The 13,435-nt window shown below is 62.3% G+C and carries 12 protein-coding genes; 6 read left to right on the top strand and 6 right to left on the bottom strand.

The window, feature by feature from the left end; all coding sequences use genetic code 11:
• Positions 1-6: 6 nt before the first annotated feature.
• Both IPQ13_01225 and IPQ13_01220 read left to right on the top strand, forming a co-directional pair.
• Positions 7-1,626 carry an FAD-dependent oxidoreductase gene (locus IPQ13_01225; GenBank protein ID MBL0209528.1) on the top strand — a complete coding sequence of 540 codons (1,620 nt, stop codon included), beginning with the start codon at positions 7-9 and terminating at the stop codon, positions 1,624-1,626.
• Positions 1,627-1,629: 3 nt separating this feature from the next.
• Positions 1,630-2,679, top strand: coding sequence for a hypothetical protein (locus IPQ13_01220; GenBank protein MBL0209527.1), 1,050 nt, complete (start codon positions 1,630-1,632; stop codon positions 2,677-2,679).
• On the opposite strand, the gene IPQ13_01215 is transcribed toward IPQ13_01220, so the two are convergent.
• Both IPQ13_01215 and IPQ13_01210 read right to left on the bottom strand, forming a co-directional pair.
• Entirely contained in the window at positions 2,645-3,247 is a 603-nt protein-coding gene (locus IPQ13_01215; protein MBL0209526.1) for a histidine phosphatase family protein, read from the bottom strand. The genes IPQ13_01220 and IPQ13_01215 overlap by 35 nt on opposite strands.
• Before the next feature lie 30 nt (positions 3,248-3,277).
• Positions 3,278-4,288, bottom strand: a complete 1,011-nt coding sequence (locus IPQ13_01210) for an aldo/keto reductase (protein MBL0209525.1) — start codon at positions 4,286-4,288, stop codon at positions 3,278-3,280.
• 215 nt (positions 4,289-4,503) lie between these two features.
• Between IPQ13_01210 and IPQ13_01205 the strand changes: the two genes are divergently transcribed.
• Complete coding sequence (locus tag IPQ13_01205; protein ID MBL0209524.1) at positions 4,504-6,531, top strand: elongation factor G; 2,028 nt, start codon at positions 4,504-4,506, stop codon at positions 6,529-6,531.
• Between the two features lie 5 nt (positions 6,532-6,536).
• Here IPQ13_01205 and IPQ13_01200 read toward each other — a convergent pair whose 3' ends face one another.
• Both IPQ13_01200 and IPQ13_01195 read right to left on the bottom strand, forming a co-directional pair.
• Positions 6,537-6,725 carry a hypothetical protein gene (locus IPQ13_01200; protein ID MBL0209523.1) on the bottom strand — a complete coding sequence of 63 codons (189 nt, stop codon included), beginning with the start codon at positions 6,723-6,725 and terminating at the stop codon, positions 6,537-6,539.
• A 181-nt stretch (positions 6,726-6,906) separates the two neighbouring features.
• Complete coding sequence (locus IPQ13_01195) at positions 6,907-7,242, bottom strand: hypothetical protein (protein ID MBL0209522.1); 336 nt, start codon at positions 7,240-7,242, stop codon at positions 6,907-6,909.
• A gap of 26 nt (positions 7,243-7,268) precedes the next feature.
• Between IPQ13_01195 and IPQ13_01190 the strand changes: the two genes are divergently transcribed.
• Together IPQ13_01190 and IPQ13_01185 are read left to right on the top strand one after the other, a co-directional pair.
• Entirely contained in the window at positions 7,269-7,985 is a 717-nt protein-coding gene (locus tag IPQ13_01190; GenBank protein ID MBL0209521.1) for an HAD family hydrolase, read from the top strand.
• Between the two features lie 369 nt (positions 7,986-8,354).
• On the top strand, positions 8,355-9,230 hold the full coding sequence (locus IPQ13_01185; GenBank protein MBL0209520.1) for a 3-hydroxybutyryl-CoA dehydrogenase: 876 nt from the start codon (positions 8,355-8,357) through the stop codon (positions 9,228-9,230).
• Between the two features lie 212 nt (positions 9,231-9,442).
• On the opposite strand, the gene IPQ13_01180 is transcribed toward IPQ13_01185, so the two are convergent.
• Positions 9,443-10,012, bottom strand: a complete 570-nt coding sequence (locus tag IPQ13_01180) for a hypothetical protein (GenBank protein MBL0209519.1) — start codon at positions 10,010-10,012, stop codon at positions 9,443-9,445.
• Positions 10,013-10,232: 220 nt separating this feature from the next.
• Here IPQ13_01180 and IPQ13_01175 point away from each other — a divergent pair, with 220 nt between their 5' ends.
• Positions 10,233-12,221 (top strand): winged helix-turn-helix domain-containing protein, encoded by a 1,989-nt coding sequence (locus tag IPQ13_01175; GenBank protein ID MBL0209518.1) that lies wholly within the window; start codon positions 10,233-10,235, stop codon positions 12,219-12,221.
• Positions 12,222-12,286: 65 nt separating this feature from the next.
• Here the strand turns inward: IPQ13_01175 and IPQ13_01170 are convergent, their stop codons facing one another.
• On the bottom strand, positions 12,287-13,318 hold the full coding sequence (locus IPQ13_01170) for a proline iminopeptidase-family hydrolase (protein MBL0209517.1): 1,032 nt from the start codon (positions 13,316-13,318) through the stop codon (positions 12,287-12,289).
• Positions 13,319-13,435: the final 117 nt, after the last annotated feature.

Raw genomic sequence — 13,435 nt, 5'->3', positions numbered from 1 at the left:
GGTGTGATGCGGCGGCGCGCGTTCACAGCCGGGACCGCGGCCCTGGGGCTTGCAGGAGCCGGTTGCGACCGGTTCAAGCGGCGCAGGCACTACGACGGCGAGATCCTGGGACCTTCGCTTGACCTGGGGCACAAGGTCCGCGACGTGCAGCTGCCCCAGCCCACGGCCTTCGAAGAGGTGGACGTCGTCATCGTGGGCGGCGGAATCGCGGGGCTGAGCGCCGCCTGGCGGTTCGAGGGCCAGGGCTTCAAGAAGTACCTCCTTCTGGAATTGGAATCGCAGGTGGGCGGCACCTCGCGGTCCGGGCGCAACGGCATCAGCGCCTATCCCTGGGGCGGCCACTACGTGCCGGCCCCGAACCGCGACAATCGCGCGCTGGTGCGGATTCTCAAGGAAGTCGGCGCCGTGGAGTCCTTCACGGAGCAGGGCGATCCGGTCTTCGCGGAACAAGCTCTGGTGAGAGCCCCCGAAGAGCGCATCTTCGCCGCGGGGCAATGGTGGGAAGGCCTCTACCTCCGTGCCGGGATGTCCAAGGCCGATGACCGCCAGTACAAGCAGTTCTTCACCGAGGTGGATGCCTGGGTGGCCTGGCGGGACTCCGAGGGGCGCCGCGCCTTCACCATCCCCAGATCCAAGTGCAGCGACGCGCCGGAACCCCAGGCCCTCGACCGCCAAAGTTTCAAGCAATGGCTGGACAAGAAAGGGCTGACCTCCGAGCGGCTGCTCTGGCTCCTGGACTATGCCTGCCGGGATGACTACGGCACACGGCTGGAGAGCACCTCCGCCTGGGCCGGCCTCTTCTATTTCGCTGCCCGCAAACTCAATCCCGGCGAGGACAGCCGTCCGATCATCACCTGGCCCGAGGGCAACGGCGCCCTGGTGAACCACATGAAATACACCTGCCAGGACCGGATCCGCACGGGCGTCGCCGTGGGCCAGATCCTCCGCATCTCGCCCGATGCCATCCAGGTCAGCGGTTTCGATTCGAAAAGCGAAACCGCGCTGGGATGGAAAGCCAAGCGCGTGGTTTTCGCGGGACCGCAGCATCTGGCCCAGCACGTGATTCCGACCCTGTGGACCGAGCGCCCGGAGGGTGCTAGCGCCTTCCACGTGGCTCCCTGGCTGGTGGCGAACATCACCCTCCGGGAGCGGCCCAAGGAAGAGGGCATGCCGCTGGCCTGGGACAACGTGCTGAGGGACAGCCCGGGCCTTGGCTACGTGGTGGCCACGCACCAGAGCTACCGGGACCACGGCCCCACGGTGTGGACGTACTACTACCCGTTCACGGACCTGGACGACCGCGCCGAGCGCAAGCGGATGCAGGACATGGACTGGCAGACCTGCGTCAACCTCGTGCTGGATGATCTCCGCAAGGCCCATCCGGACCTGGACCGCCACGTCGCGCGGGTGGACATCATCCAATGGGGCCACGCCATGGTGCAGCCGCGGCCCAACTTCCTGTTCAGCGAGGCCCTGCGGCGGGCCAAGGAGCCCCATCAGGGCATCCATTTCGCCCACACCGACCTGAGCGGCCTGGCGCTGTATGAAGAGGCCCAGGATCATGGCCTCCGGGCCGCCGAGGAAATCCTGGAGAGCTTCGGAATCGTATCGCCCAGTTGGCGGTGAAACGTGGCCCCGCGAATTCCCCCCGCCCAGCCCTGGCTCTTCTCGCGCGGGCTGGACCTGGCGGCTTTCGGCGGTTCCTCCGCCTTGGCGCTGGCTCTGACGGCCCTGGGCTGGAAGCTGGGGCTGCTCCAGGCGCCGCTGCCCATCTGGATCTGGCTGCTGGCCGTGGTGGGCGTCGACGTGGCCCATGTCCACGCCACCTGGCTGCGCACCTATCTGGACCCCGCGGAGTTGAAGGCTCATCCGGCGCGCTACTCGCTGGTCCCGCTGGCCGCCTGGCTGCTGGGGGCGGCGCTGCACCATCAATCAGGCCAGCTCTTCTGGCGGATGCTGGCCTACCTGGCGGTCTTCCACTTCATCCGGCAGCAGGCCGGGTGGGTGGCCCTCTATCAACGCAAGGAGCCCGGCATCAGGGCTTTTGACCGCCACCTCGACCGGGCGTCGATCTACGCATCGACCCTGTGGCCGCTGCTCTGGTGGCACGGCCACCTGCCCCGTTCCTTCGCCTGGTTCCTGGAGGGGGATTTCGCGGGCCCCCTGGCGGCAGGGCTGGCCACCGCGACTTTGCCGCTCTACCTAGGACTTTTGGGGCTCTTCGCCATCCGGCAATCCATCCGATGGAAATCGGAGCGATTCATCCCAGTGGGAAAAACCCTCATCGTCCTCACCACTGCCCTCACCTGGCATCTCGCCATCGTCACCTTCAACAGCGACTGGGCCTTCACCCTGCTGAACGTGCTGCCCCACGGCCTGCCTTACATGGTGCTGGTCTGGCAGCGAAGCAAGCTGGAGCCCGGAAAAACCGGCTCCGCCGGTGCCCTGATCCAAGCCGGGCCATGGGCTTTCATAGCGATGCTGATCCTCGCCGCCTACGGCGAAGAATGGCTCTGGGACCTGGGGATCTGGCACGACCATCCAACCCTGTTCGGCGAAAGATGGGACCTTTCCCGCATGGCCAAAGTCTTCGTCGTTCCGCTCCTGGCCCTGCCCCAGGCCACCCACTACCTGCTGGACGGCTTCATCTGGAGGTCGGGGAAGACGGCGGCTCCTTGACCGGAGGCTGGGTCTTCTCCACCAGCGTGGCTACGCCATCCGCGGCGATGGTGACCACCCAGTAGCGGTCATAGGTGTCGTGGGTCCAGGAAGGAAACGGCTCCTTCACTCCAAGGGCCCGTGCCAGGTCCACATGGGGACCGCGATGCCAGGCCACGAGCACGGTCCTGCCCCGCCACTCCTTCAGGATTTCCTGAGCGAGCTCGATGCATTTCTCGTTGCTGCGGACCAAGGGGCTCCGCTTGGCGCGCTCCAGGAATGGCGCGACCGTCTGCCGGGTGCGCCGCAGCTCGGAAACGACCACCACGTCCGGTTGGAGTCCCGATAGCAGCGGCACCAGGGCTCTGGCGCGGGCCTCGCCCGCTCCGGAAAGCGGCGTGTCCTTGTCGTCCGATAGCCGCTCCGCATGGCGCAGGATGATGACGGTGGTGGGGTCGCCCGGAGTTGGCGGGGCGACGCCGGCCTGGGCGGCGGCCGGAACCCAGGCCGCCAGGAGCAGTCCCGCCATGAAGCACGAAACCAGGGCCCTCAGGCCCATCCATCGTATGCGTCGGCTCGCGCGCGCCATAGAGGCCTCCGGATTCCGAGCCTGTCCCATCTACCATCGCTCCCGATTCACCTTCGGTGCCAAGGGCCAGATCTCGGAATTGATTTTATTTATGGAGGTTCCACCCTGCATAACATGCTTGGTGTTGGCCAGGAAGCTGTGCGGGAACACCTGGGCTGTTTCGCTGGCCGCATCCAGCCGGCTCATCTGGTCCGCGGTCAGTTCCAGCCTGAGGGCAGAGAGGTTGGAGTCCAGTTGTTCCAAGGTGCGGGCGCCAAGGATGGGGCTGGCGACGCCGGCTTTGGCGCGGCACCAGGCCAGGGCCACCGCCGCCGCATCCTCGCTCTGTTCCATCGCCACCGCGTCGAGGGCATCCAGGATCTGGTAGGTGCGCTCGATGAGGTATTTCGAATCCGGTTTGTGGCGGCCCTCGCTTTCCGGATGCCGGTGGCGCCCGTACTTGCCGGACAGCAGGCCGCCCTTGAGCGGCGACCAGGGTGTGACCCCCAGCCCCATTTCCTGGGCCATGGGCAGCAGGTCGCCCTCGACGCTGCGCTCCATCAGCGAATATTCGACCTGGAGCGCGATGAAGGGTGTCCAGTTGCGGAAGATGGCCTCGTACTGGCCCTGCACGACTTTCCAGGCGGGAGTGTCGGAGATGCCGATGTACCGCACCTTCCCGGCCCGCACCGCATCGTCCAGGGCCCTCATGGTTTCATCGATGGGGGTGTGGGGGTCCGCGAAGTGCATCCAGTACAGGTCGATGAAATCGGTCTTGAGCCGGCGCAGGCTTTCCTCCAGGTTGAAGGCGATGCTCTTGCGGGAAGCCCCGCCGGCATTCGGGTCGCCGCTGTGCAGGTTGCCGCAGAACTTGGTGGCCAGAACCACGCGTTCGCGTCCTCCGCGCTGCTTGAAATAGTCCCCGATGATGACTTCCGAGTGTCCCTTGGTGTAGATGTTGGCGGTATCCAGGAAATTGCCTCCGGCCCCCAGGTAGCGCTCCAGCATCGCCTCGGAGGTGGTGGCATCCGCGCCCCAGCCCCAGTCCTGGCCGAAAGTCATGGTGCCCAGGCAAAGCGGGCTGACGCGCAGCCCCGAACGGCCCAAAGTCCGGTAATCGGTCAGGTTCGTAGCGGACACGGGCGCCTCCCGGACTCGAGTATCCGCAACAGACTACCGCCAATCGGGCTTGCGAATATGTGACCCATTTTTTATTGCCTTCCTCCATGCTTGGGTGAAACTTGGGCCATCATATAGCCCTCAAGCAGGAGTTCCAGATGCCAGGCAAAGTAGTTTCCTCGCCGCGGGTGGCGGCCATCGTCGGACCTTATCTCTCAGGCAAGACATCCTTGATGGAGAGCCTGCTCCACAAAGCGGGCGCCATTCCCAAGAAAGGCACCGTCAAGGATGGCAACACCGTGGGCGATCCCTCGCCCGAGGCCCGGGGACGGCAGATGAGCGTGGAGACCAGCCTCGCCTCCTGCACCTACCTGGGCGAAAGCTGGACCTTCCTGGATTGCCCCGGCTCCGTGGAGTTCACCCAGGACACGCTCAACGCCCTGATGGTGGTGGATGTGGCCGTGGTGGTCTGCGAACCGGACCCTTATCGCGCATTGACGATCTCGCCGATCCTGAAGTTCCTCGACGACCATTCCATCCCGCACATCATCTTCATCAACAAGGTGGACACGCATCTCGTGAAGGTGGCCGAGGTCCTGGAAGCCTTGCAATCCGTAAGCGGACGCCCTCTCCTGCTCCGCGAAATTCCGATCCGCGACGACGACCGCATCACCGGATTCGTGGACCTGGTCAGCGAACGGGCCTACAAATTCGTACCCGGCAAGGATTCCGACCTCATCAAGCTGCCCGAAAACCTGCTGCCGGAAGAACACACCCGGAGGCAATACCTCCTCGAGGCCCTCGCCGACCACGACGACCACCTGATGGAAGAACTGCTCGAAGAGTCCGTGCCGCCCCTGGAAGAGATCTATGCGGACTTGCGCAAGGATCTTCAATCTGATCTGATGGTGCCCGTCTTCTTCGGCAGCGCCGAGCAGGATCTTGGCATCACGCGCCTGCTGAAGGCTCTGCGCCACGAAGCTCCGGAGTGCTCCCAGACCGCCGACCGCCTGAATGTCCCCAAGAAGTCGCCCCTGGCCCAGGTGTTCAAGACCGTCCATGCCCAGCACATCGGCAAACTGAGTTTCGTCCGCGCCTGGCGTGGAGATCTCTCGGACGGCATGGCCCTGAACGGCATGACCGTCAGCGGCATGTTCAAGGCGCAGGGGGGATCCAACTCGAAGGTGTCGAAGGCGGTGGAAGGCGAAATCGTAGCCTTGGGCAAACTGGAAAAAGCCAATACGGGAATCGGCCTGGCTCCCACGGGCTCCGTGGAACTGGCTTGGCCCAATCCTCTCCAGCCCCTCACCTGCATTTCCATCAAGACCGTGAAGGCCGGGGATGAAGTGAAGCTGAGCGGCGCCCTGCACAAGCTCAGCGAAGAAGACGCATCGCTCACCCTGGAGCACAATCCGGAAACCAAGGAACAACTCCTCTGGGGCCAGGGCGACATCCATCTCAAAGTCGCGCTCTCCAAGCTGAAGGGACGCTTCAATGTGGACGTGGCCTCGGAGATCCCGATGGTCCCCTACAAGGAGACCATCAAGAAAGCCGTGAAGCAGCATGGCCGCTTCAAACACCAGTCCGGCGGGCACGGCGCCTTCGGCGATGTGCATATCGACATCAAGCCGCTGCCCCGCGGCTCGGGATTCGAATTCACGGAAACCATCGTGGGCGGCTCGGTGCCGAGGCAGTACCACAGCTCCGTCGAGAAGGGCTCCCTCGAATTCATGAAGCGCGGCCCCCTGGGGTTCAACATGGTGGATTTCGCCGTGAACCTCTACGACGGCAGCTTCCACACGGTGGACAGCTCCGACGCGGCCTTCCAGCAGGCGGCCCGCGTGGCCTTGGCCGAGGGCGTTCCCAAGTGCGAGCCCGTGCTGCTGGAACCCATCCTCGAACTGCGCATCTCCGTGCCCAATGAATTCACCGCCAAGGCCCAGCGCCTGGTCACCACGCGCCGGGCGGGCCAGATCCTCGGCTTCGACGGCCGCGACGGATGGAACGGCTGGGACGTGGTCAGCGCCTACATCCCCCAAGCGGAGATGAATGACGTCATCGTGGAGTTGCGGTCACTCACCATGGGCGTCGGCACCTTCAGTTGGTCCTTCCACCACCTGCAGGAACTGCAAGGCAAGGAAGCCGAGCGTGTGGTGGAGACCCGCCGGAAAGAGCTCGAAAAATAGGGCCTTCAATTTTCCCGGTGCCCGGTCCTGATCAACAATTCCTGGAGCATGTTGTCCAGGCCCCGTTCAAGGGCCTGCTTCAGAGCGTCCTGTTCGTTGTAGGGCAGGCCTGGCATCGCTTCATTCTGAAGCAGCGTCAGCGCCTCCAGCCTCGATTGGATGCGGTGGTCCACGGACAGCTTGACGACTTCCATGCCCTCCTCCATGCATCCCCTCGCCGCCGCATCGTGCTTTACCCTGCCTGAAGCGCCCTGGCGCACCATGCGGTACAGAACGCTCCCCCAACCATCATGCTTACGTGACAAATGCCGGCAGGGATTAGGTTGGTTCCCCGACGAATGGCTGTGGCCTTTGTAAAATAAATTGAGATCTAAGTCAGGATCTGGTCACGGCCCACTTTCCGGGCCCACCTACCATGGAAGCCAGGATCAACAGCAATGGAAAGAGAGGCGCGGCCTGGGGCGGCCAGCGAAGGGCGGAGGCCGCCAGGATGAGCAGCGGAACGCAGGACCAAGGCATGAGCACGCCCAGCGCCATCATGCCGCCGCTAAGGAATTGCAGCAGCCAGACCAGCAGTGCCAGGCCGGAGCGGAGGTTGATGCCATGCCAGCCGTAGGCATGCAGATGCGGCCAGGCGTTCCAGCAAGCGGATAGGCCCACGGAAACACGCAGGAGCAGGAGGGCCATGGCGTATCGGGAGTTGGAGGTCATGCTGCCATTATGGTTCAAACCGCAGGATTCCCTTGCCAGCCCCCGACATCCGCACCCTAGCCTTCGACGCCGACGACACGCTCTGGCACCACCAAAACCTTTTCGAGGAGACCCAGGAGCGCTTCCGCGACCTGCTGCGGCCCCATCGGGAAGACGCCTGGATCGACGCCCAGCTCCACGAGACCGAGATGCGCAATCTGCGCCATTTCGGGTACGGCGTGAAGGGTTTCATGCTTTCCATGGTGGAGACCGCCATCCAGCTCACCGAAGCGCGCATCGAGGGCGCCGAGATCCAGAAAATCATCGAGCTTGGCAAGGACATGCTGGACCGCCCCATCGAGCTGATGCCTGGCGCGGCCCAGGCGCTTGAAAGCCTTTCAGGGGACTACGAACTGATGGTCATCACCAAGGGCGATCTGTTCGACCAGGAAACCAAGCTCGCCCGGTCGGGGCTAGGATCTCTGTTCACCAGGGTCGAGGTGGTTTCCGAGAAGGACGCGCCCACCAATGCGGCCATCCTGAAGCGCCACGGCATCGGACCTGGACATTTCTTGATGGTCGGCAATTCCCTGAAATCCGATATCCAGCCGGTGCTCGACATCGGCGGCCGCGCGGTCCATGTGCCCTACGAACTCCAGTGGGCCCACGACCGCGTTGAAGGCATGAACCGCGAGACCCATGACTATTTCGAAATCGCGAGCCTGGCGGAGCTGCCAGAGCTATTGGCGCGGTTGGGCGATTGATCCAGAGTTTGATCCAATATGAACGAAATATTCACCGCCAAGCGCACCAAGAAAAGCAAATCGGACTGCCTCGGCACACGTGATCTTGAACCAGTACTGCTCCACGGGGTGCGTGTCGCATATGAAAAAAAGCCCGGAAATCAAGTTGGCCAGGCAAAGACTAGGTCTGACACGCGGCAGTTGCCGGACCACCTGAAATCCATCCCGAGGTGGAAAGATATTGAATTTTCCTTGGCGTTCATGGCGTCTTGGCGGTGAAACCTTTTGTTTAATTACGAATCGGGTTAAGCCTGTGCCTGGCATCACATCGACGTTCGAACCATCTAAATTAGCAATCCCTTCGCTATCCTTGAAGCTTCGGAGGCATCCATGTCCATTCAATCCATCGGTGTGATCGGCGCGGGGCAGATGGGCAACGGCATCGCCCATGTCTTCGCCCAAAGCGGCTTCAATGTCGTCATGCAGGACATCTCCGCCGAATTCGTCGCCAAAGGCCTCGCCACCATCGGCAAGAACCTTCAGCGGGGCGTGGACAAGGGAAAGATGACGCCCGACGAGAAGGACGCCGTGCTGGCGCGCATCCGCACCACCACGTCTTTGGAGGACTTCAAGGAGGCGGACCTGATGGTTGAAGCGGCCACGGAGAAATGGGAGATCAAGCAGCAGCTTTTCGAAACCCTCGACCGCCTATGCAAGCCCGGTGCGATCCTGGCGAGCAACACCAGCTCCATCTCGATCACCAAGCTCGCGGCGGTCACGAAGCGCCCCGAAGCCTTCATCGGCATGCATTTCATGAATCCCGTGCCGGTGATGCAGCTCATCGAAGTCATCCGCGGCCTCGCCACCAGTGATGAGACTTACCAGACGGTGATGGCGCTGAGCGTCAAGCTCGGCAAGACGCCCCTGGCCTGCAACGACAGCCCCGGCTTCATCTCGAACCGTGTGCTGCTGCCCATGATCAACGAAGCGATCTTCGCGCTCCACGAAGGTGTTGCGGGCGTCGAAAGCATCGACGGCATCATGAAGCTCGGCATGAACCACCCCATGGGGCCGCTGACACTGGCGGATTTCATCGGCCTGGACACCTGCCTGTTCATCCTCAACGTGCTGCACGAAGGCCTGGGCGATCCCAAGTACCGCCCCTGCCCGCTCCTGAAGAAGCTCGTGGACGCCGGCTGGCACGGCAAGAAGAACGGCCGCGGATTCTACGATTACCGCGGCGAGAAGCCAGTGCCCGCACTCTGAAATTTCAGCTAAAAAGGAGGCGGCCTCCAGTCCGGCCCTTGGACGAGCGAGGCGGACGTTGTCTTCCAAAGAAGACTATCTATACCCGCCCCGCCCATCGCAAGACCTCCCAGGGTCTCTGCCCCTTGATTAAAGTGGATTCAACCGGACGCCTGAATGGCCGTGGGCATCATCACAAGGGAATGCTTATAGTCTGCCCCGCCTCGCCTTCCTCAATAGGCTGCGATAACTGAAAGCGAGGACCTCGCCTGGCCTTCGCGGGCCTTCGCGATCGGGCGTGATGGGCTGATGGGCGCCCCATAGGTTTCGATGTACTCCTTGAGGGTCGGGTTCACCTGCAGCATGTTGCCCGTGGCCGGCCCCATCACAGCCCAGGCCCCCTGTGAGAGTGCGACGGGTAGCGTCCCAAGGGTGGGGATCTGACGCCGGTTCATATTGCTGATGACCAAGGTGGCATTGAATGATCCATCGTGGACGAGGAGGTCCTTCGGCAGCAGAAGGACGTATTGAGGACGGAGCTTCCCAAGCACGCTGCACGCGCTGGTGACGTGCGAGCTCTGGCGGATGTCGGCAACATAGATCCTGCTTCCCAGAGGGAAGGACTCGATCATCGCGTCAACGGCTCCCTTGCTGCGGGAGTAGTCGCAGACAATGCCCACGTTGTGGGGGCCTGGCCAGGTGGCGCCGGCCACCTGCAGGATCTGGTCCGTGCCGTTGGTCTGGGCGAAGGCCACCAGACCTGAAGCGAAAAGGGTGGAGAGGACGAGGGCAGATCGTTTCATGGGAGCCTCCTTGGGCTTGGGGTCATCCTGACCCGAGGGAGAAGGTGTTCCTCGCCAGGCAGGAAGGCCATTGACATCCCGTGGAGGTGCCGTGAACTTCTGTCCATACAGGCCGTGGTCCCGTCCACAAAGGTACAAAACCCCTTTGAAATATTGAATTGCCGTTTTTTTCAGAGCTTTTTACTGGCCGGGGATAGAATTGGCCTCCTGGATTTCAGTCATGTACCACCCAACCCACATGGTTTTCAGGCGGTATCGGTTCGATAATTTCGAAGTGGATACCCGTACTGGCCTCCTCCGCCAGGCAGGGTCGACGGTACCTCTGCAGGACGTTCCCTTCCGCTTCCTGGCCGCGCTGCTGGAGCACCCGGGAGAGCTTCGCAGCCGTGATGAATTGCGGAGCGAGATCTGGCCTGGGGATGTGAACCTTGATTTCGAGGGGGCCCTGCGGACGGCGGCGCTCAAGGTGAGACACGCGCTCGGGGATTCCTCCAAGGAACCCCGCTTCATCGAAACGTTACCAGGAAGAGGATTCCGCTTCACAGGAGAGGTCGAGGTGGAAATGGAGCAGGAGAACTTCCTGGATGACCGTGTCGAGCCCCACCCTTCAATCCCGAGCAGAAGGCACTATCCGGTGTGGGCCGCCACTGTGCTCCTGGCAAGTCTGGTCGCGGGAGGGTTGTGGCAATGGAAGCCAAGGGGAAGCCGGTCCGCAGAGAGCCTTCCAGCTCCCGTTCCCACCGTGGTGGCCTTGCCGGCGAAAGTTTTCGGCGCACCGGATTCTGCCTTTCTCACAGACGCTGTGCCCGACACTTTATCCACGCTTCTCGCGCAGGAGGTCGGTCTGGACACAAAGGTACCCCCCAGCAGCGGCCAGGTGGAAAAGATCCACGGAGACATCCCCAAGATCGCAGAGGCCTACAAGGCAGATTTCCTGATCCTGACGACGGTAACGGCCGAGGGAGATCGCCTGCTCCTGAACGTGAAGCTGGCCGAAGCCGCCACGCAGAAGGTGCGCTGGGCCAGCCAGTACGAGGCAACCCGGGACAACTACAACGGCCTTCTCCGCGACGCCGCCCGAGCCCTCACCGCAGTGATCAAACCAGGGAGCGTGATGGGAACTGGCGGGCACCCACCATTCAACTCCTATGTGGAACTGGCCCTGCGGGAAGGAAAGTATTTCCAGCGGCAGTACTCATCCTCCAAGGACTTGCATGATTTCGACCTGGCCCTGTCGGCATACCGGAAGGCTCAGTCCATGGAGCCCGGAAGCGCGCTTCTTGCCGCGGAGATCGCATGGATCTTCCAGCTGCAGCACCGCGACACCAAGGATGCCAAAGCATGGGCCGAGGCTGAGCAATGGGTCGCGCGTGCCCTAGACCTTGATCCTCGTTGCGGCCTGGCCTGGACGGTTCGGAGCATGATCGAAATCAATCGCCCCACGCTCGACCAGGCCGCCGCGGTGGAATACATCTTCAAGGCGGCCCGCTTCGCGCCGAACGATGCCAGGACCTTCATCAAACTTGGATCAATGTCTCCCACGGCAGGCTTCCAGGCCGCCACCGGATCCCGGGCGGTGGAACTGGATCCGATGAACCCCACCGGTTATGCCTGGATTGCGATGTGCCTAGCCCAGACGGGGCGAGCTGGAGATGGGGTCCCCGTCATCGAGAGGGCCATCAGGATCGAACCCGAGCCGGGTTTCCACTCCTGGATGAAGTTTTATTGTCTCTTCCATGCCGGGCGTTTCGACGAAGCTCGCCAAGCCTACTCGGAAGCGGATTGGCGGCCTGTTTCGCGGTTGATGCGCTTCCTCATGGCTGGGGACACCGAAGGCGGAAAAGGATTGGCCAGAAAGCTAACCGCGCAATGGCGAAAAGATGATATTCGATCCATCGACTGGGCGAATCTGGCCATGTTCTACGGTCCCCTGTTGGTGCGCCTGGGTATGGACGAAGAAGCGCTATGGTTGCTCGACAAGTGCACAGTAGCCCGTCTGGCGCCTGCTTATGACTGGCTGCTCACGGATCCTGACATGCAGAAGCTCAAGGCTGATCCGCGTTATGCCAAGGCGCTGGCTGCTTCACGGAAATATGCCGTGCTTTTCATCCAACAGGCTGAAACGGCGCAGTCGCGGGGGGAGTATCCAAAGTCAATGGAAAAGCCGCTCGATGAGCTGCGCGCCTTATTGGCGCGCAACCGGGGATAGTCATTCAAAACCTCCAGGCCATTTCCAGGATCGCTGGCGTGGCTCCCGGCTTCGGAAATAGGATCTTAGAAGGCCACGGTCTTCTTCCCCGCGGCGGTCTCTTTGAGGAATTTCACGAGGCCGGGGCCATAAGCGCGCTGGTCGTCCCACATGGACATGTGGCTGCCTTCGGGGCACAACAGGAAACTGCCGTTCTTCACTTGCTGCGACACCCATTTCATGTGCTCGGGGTCCATGGTGTCGTGCTTGCCCGCGATCACGAGGGTGGGCATGGCCAGGGTCTTGAGATCCGCCTTGCGGTCCCATTTCTCCAGGCGGCCCGAGGCGCCGAATTCGCTGGGCCCCTGCATGAGCACATAGATGTCCTTGTTCATGTGCGCGAAGGACCGGACCACTGGATCCGGCCACTCTGGAAGCCGGCAAAGATGCTTGGCATAGAAGTTGGGCATCAGCAGTTCCATGTAGCGCGGATTCTCATACTGGCCTTTAGCTTCCAACTCTTTCACTTCCTTCACCACGGCGGGGTTCATCTGCTTGGCGAGCACTGTCTCGGCATAGCGGTTGTAGTCGGGGATGCTCATCATCATGTTGGAAATGATCAGGCCCTTCAGGTTCGAACCGTATTTCAGGGCGTATTCCACGGCGAGGATGCCGCCCCAGGAATGCCCCAACAGGTAGAAGTTGTCCTTGCCCAGTCCCAGCGCGAGGCGCACCTGTTCGACTTCTTCAACGAAACGGGCGGTCTCCCACAAGTCGTTGTCCTTGGGTTGGTCGGAGCGGTAGGAACCCAGCTGGTCGTAGTAGATGAATTCGATGCCTTCGGCGGGCAGGAAGCCCTCCAAGGATTCGAAGTACTCGCTCGTCCCTCCGGGGCCGCCATGGAGCAGCAGGAGCTTGATGCGGGGATTGTTCCCGAAGCGCTTGGTCCACACCTTGAACTCGCCCTTGGGAGTCTTGATGGGAATGAGCTTCGCTCCGCCCGCCTGGATGGCCTCCTTGTTGGCGAAGTAGCTGCGCAGGGCGGGGGGCTGATTCTGGGCTGACCCGACGGTGCTGGCGAGGAGAAGCGAACCAAGGAATCCTAGGATTTTGCGCATGCGCATCTCCGGTGAGGGCTGGCTCCCTTATACATCCACCCCCGACTCAGGTGTAGCGCCTTGAAGGCGGGGAGCTCCCGGACTCCCGCCATGGCCAGGACGGACCACATCGGTTTT

It is taken from the genome of Holophagaceae bacterium (assembly GCA_016720465.1).
Classification (GTDB): Bacteria; Acidobacteriota; Holophagae; order Holophagales; family Holophagaceae; genus JANXPB01.
The sequence above is the reverse complement of the archived record's forward strand: the minus strand, read 5'-3'. Positions and strand labels throughout refer to the sequence as shown.

Coding starts and splice junctions, on each gene's coding strand:
- IPQ13_01225 (MBL0209528.1), top strand. CDS start 7: ATGCGGCGGCGCGCGTTCACAGCCGGGACCGCGGCCCTGGGGCTTGCA.
- IPQ13_01215 (MBL0209526.1), bottom strand. CDS start 3,247: ATGGCGCGCGCGAGCCGACGCATACGATGGATGGGCCTGAGGGCCCTG.
- IPQ13_01210 (MBL0209525.1), bottom strand. CDS start 4,288: ATGACTTTCGGCCAGGACTGGGGCTGGGGCGCGGATGCCACCACCTCC.
- IPQ13_01205 (MBL0209524.1), top strand. CDS start 4,504: ATGCCAGGCAAAGTAGTTTCCTCGCCGCGGGTGGCGGCCATCGTCGGA.
- IPQ13_01200 (MBL0209523.1), bottom strand. CDS start 6,725: ATGGAAGTCGTCAAGCTGTCCGTGGACCACCGCATCCAATCGAGGCTG.
- IPQ13_01195 (MBL0209522.1), bottom strand. CDS start 7,242: ATGACCTCCAACTCCCGATACGCCATGGCCCTCCTGCTCCTGCGTGTT.
- IPQ13_01185 (MBL0209520.1), top strand. CDS start 8,355: ATGTCCATTCAATCCATCGGTGTGATCGGCGCGGGGCAGATGGGCAAC.
- IPQ13_01180 (MBL0209519.1), bottom strand. CDS start 10,012: ATGAAACGATCTGCCCTCGTCCTCTCCACCCTTTTCGCTTCAGGTCTG.
- IPQ13_01175 (MBL0209518.1), top strand. CDS start 10,233: ATGTACCACCCAACCCACATGGTTTTCAGGCGGTATCGGTTCGATAAT.
- IPQ13_01170 (MBL0209517.1), bottom strand. CDS start 13,318: ATGCGCAAAATCCTAGGATTCCTTGGTTCGCTTCTCCTCGCCAGCACC.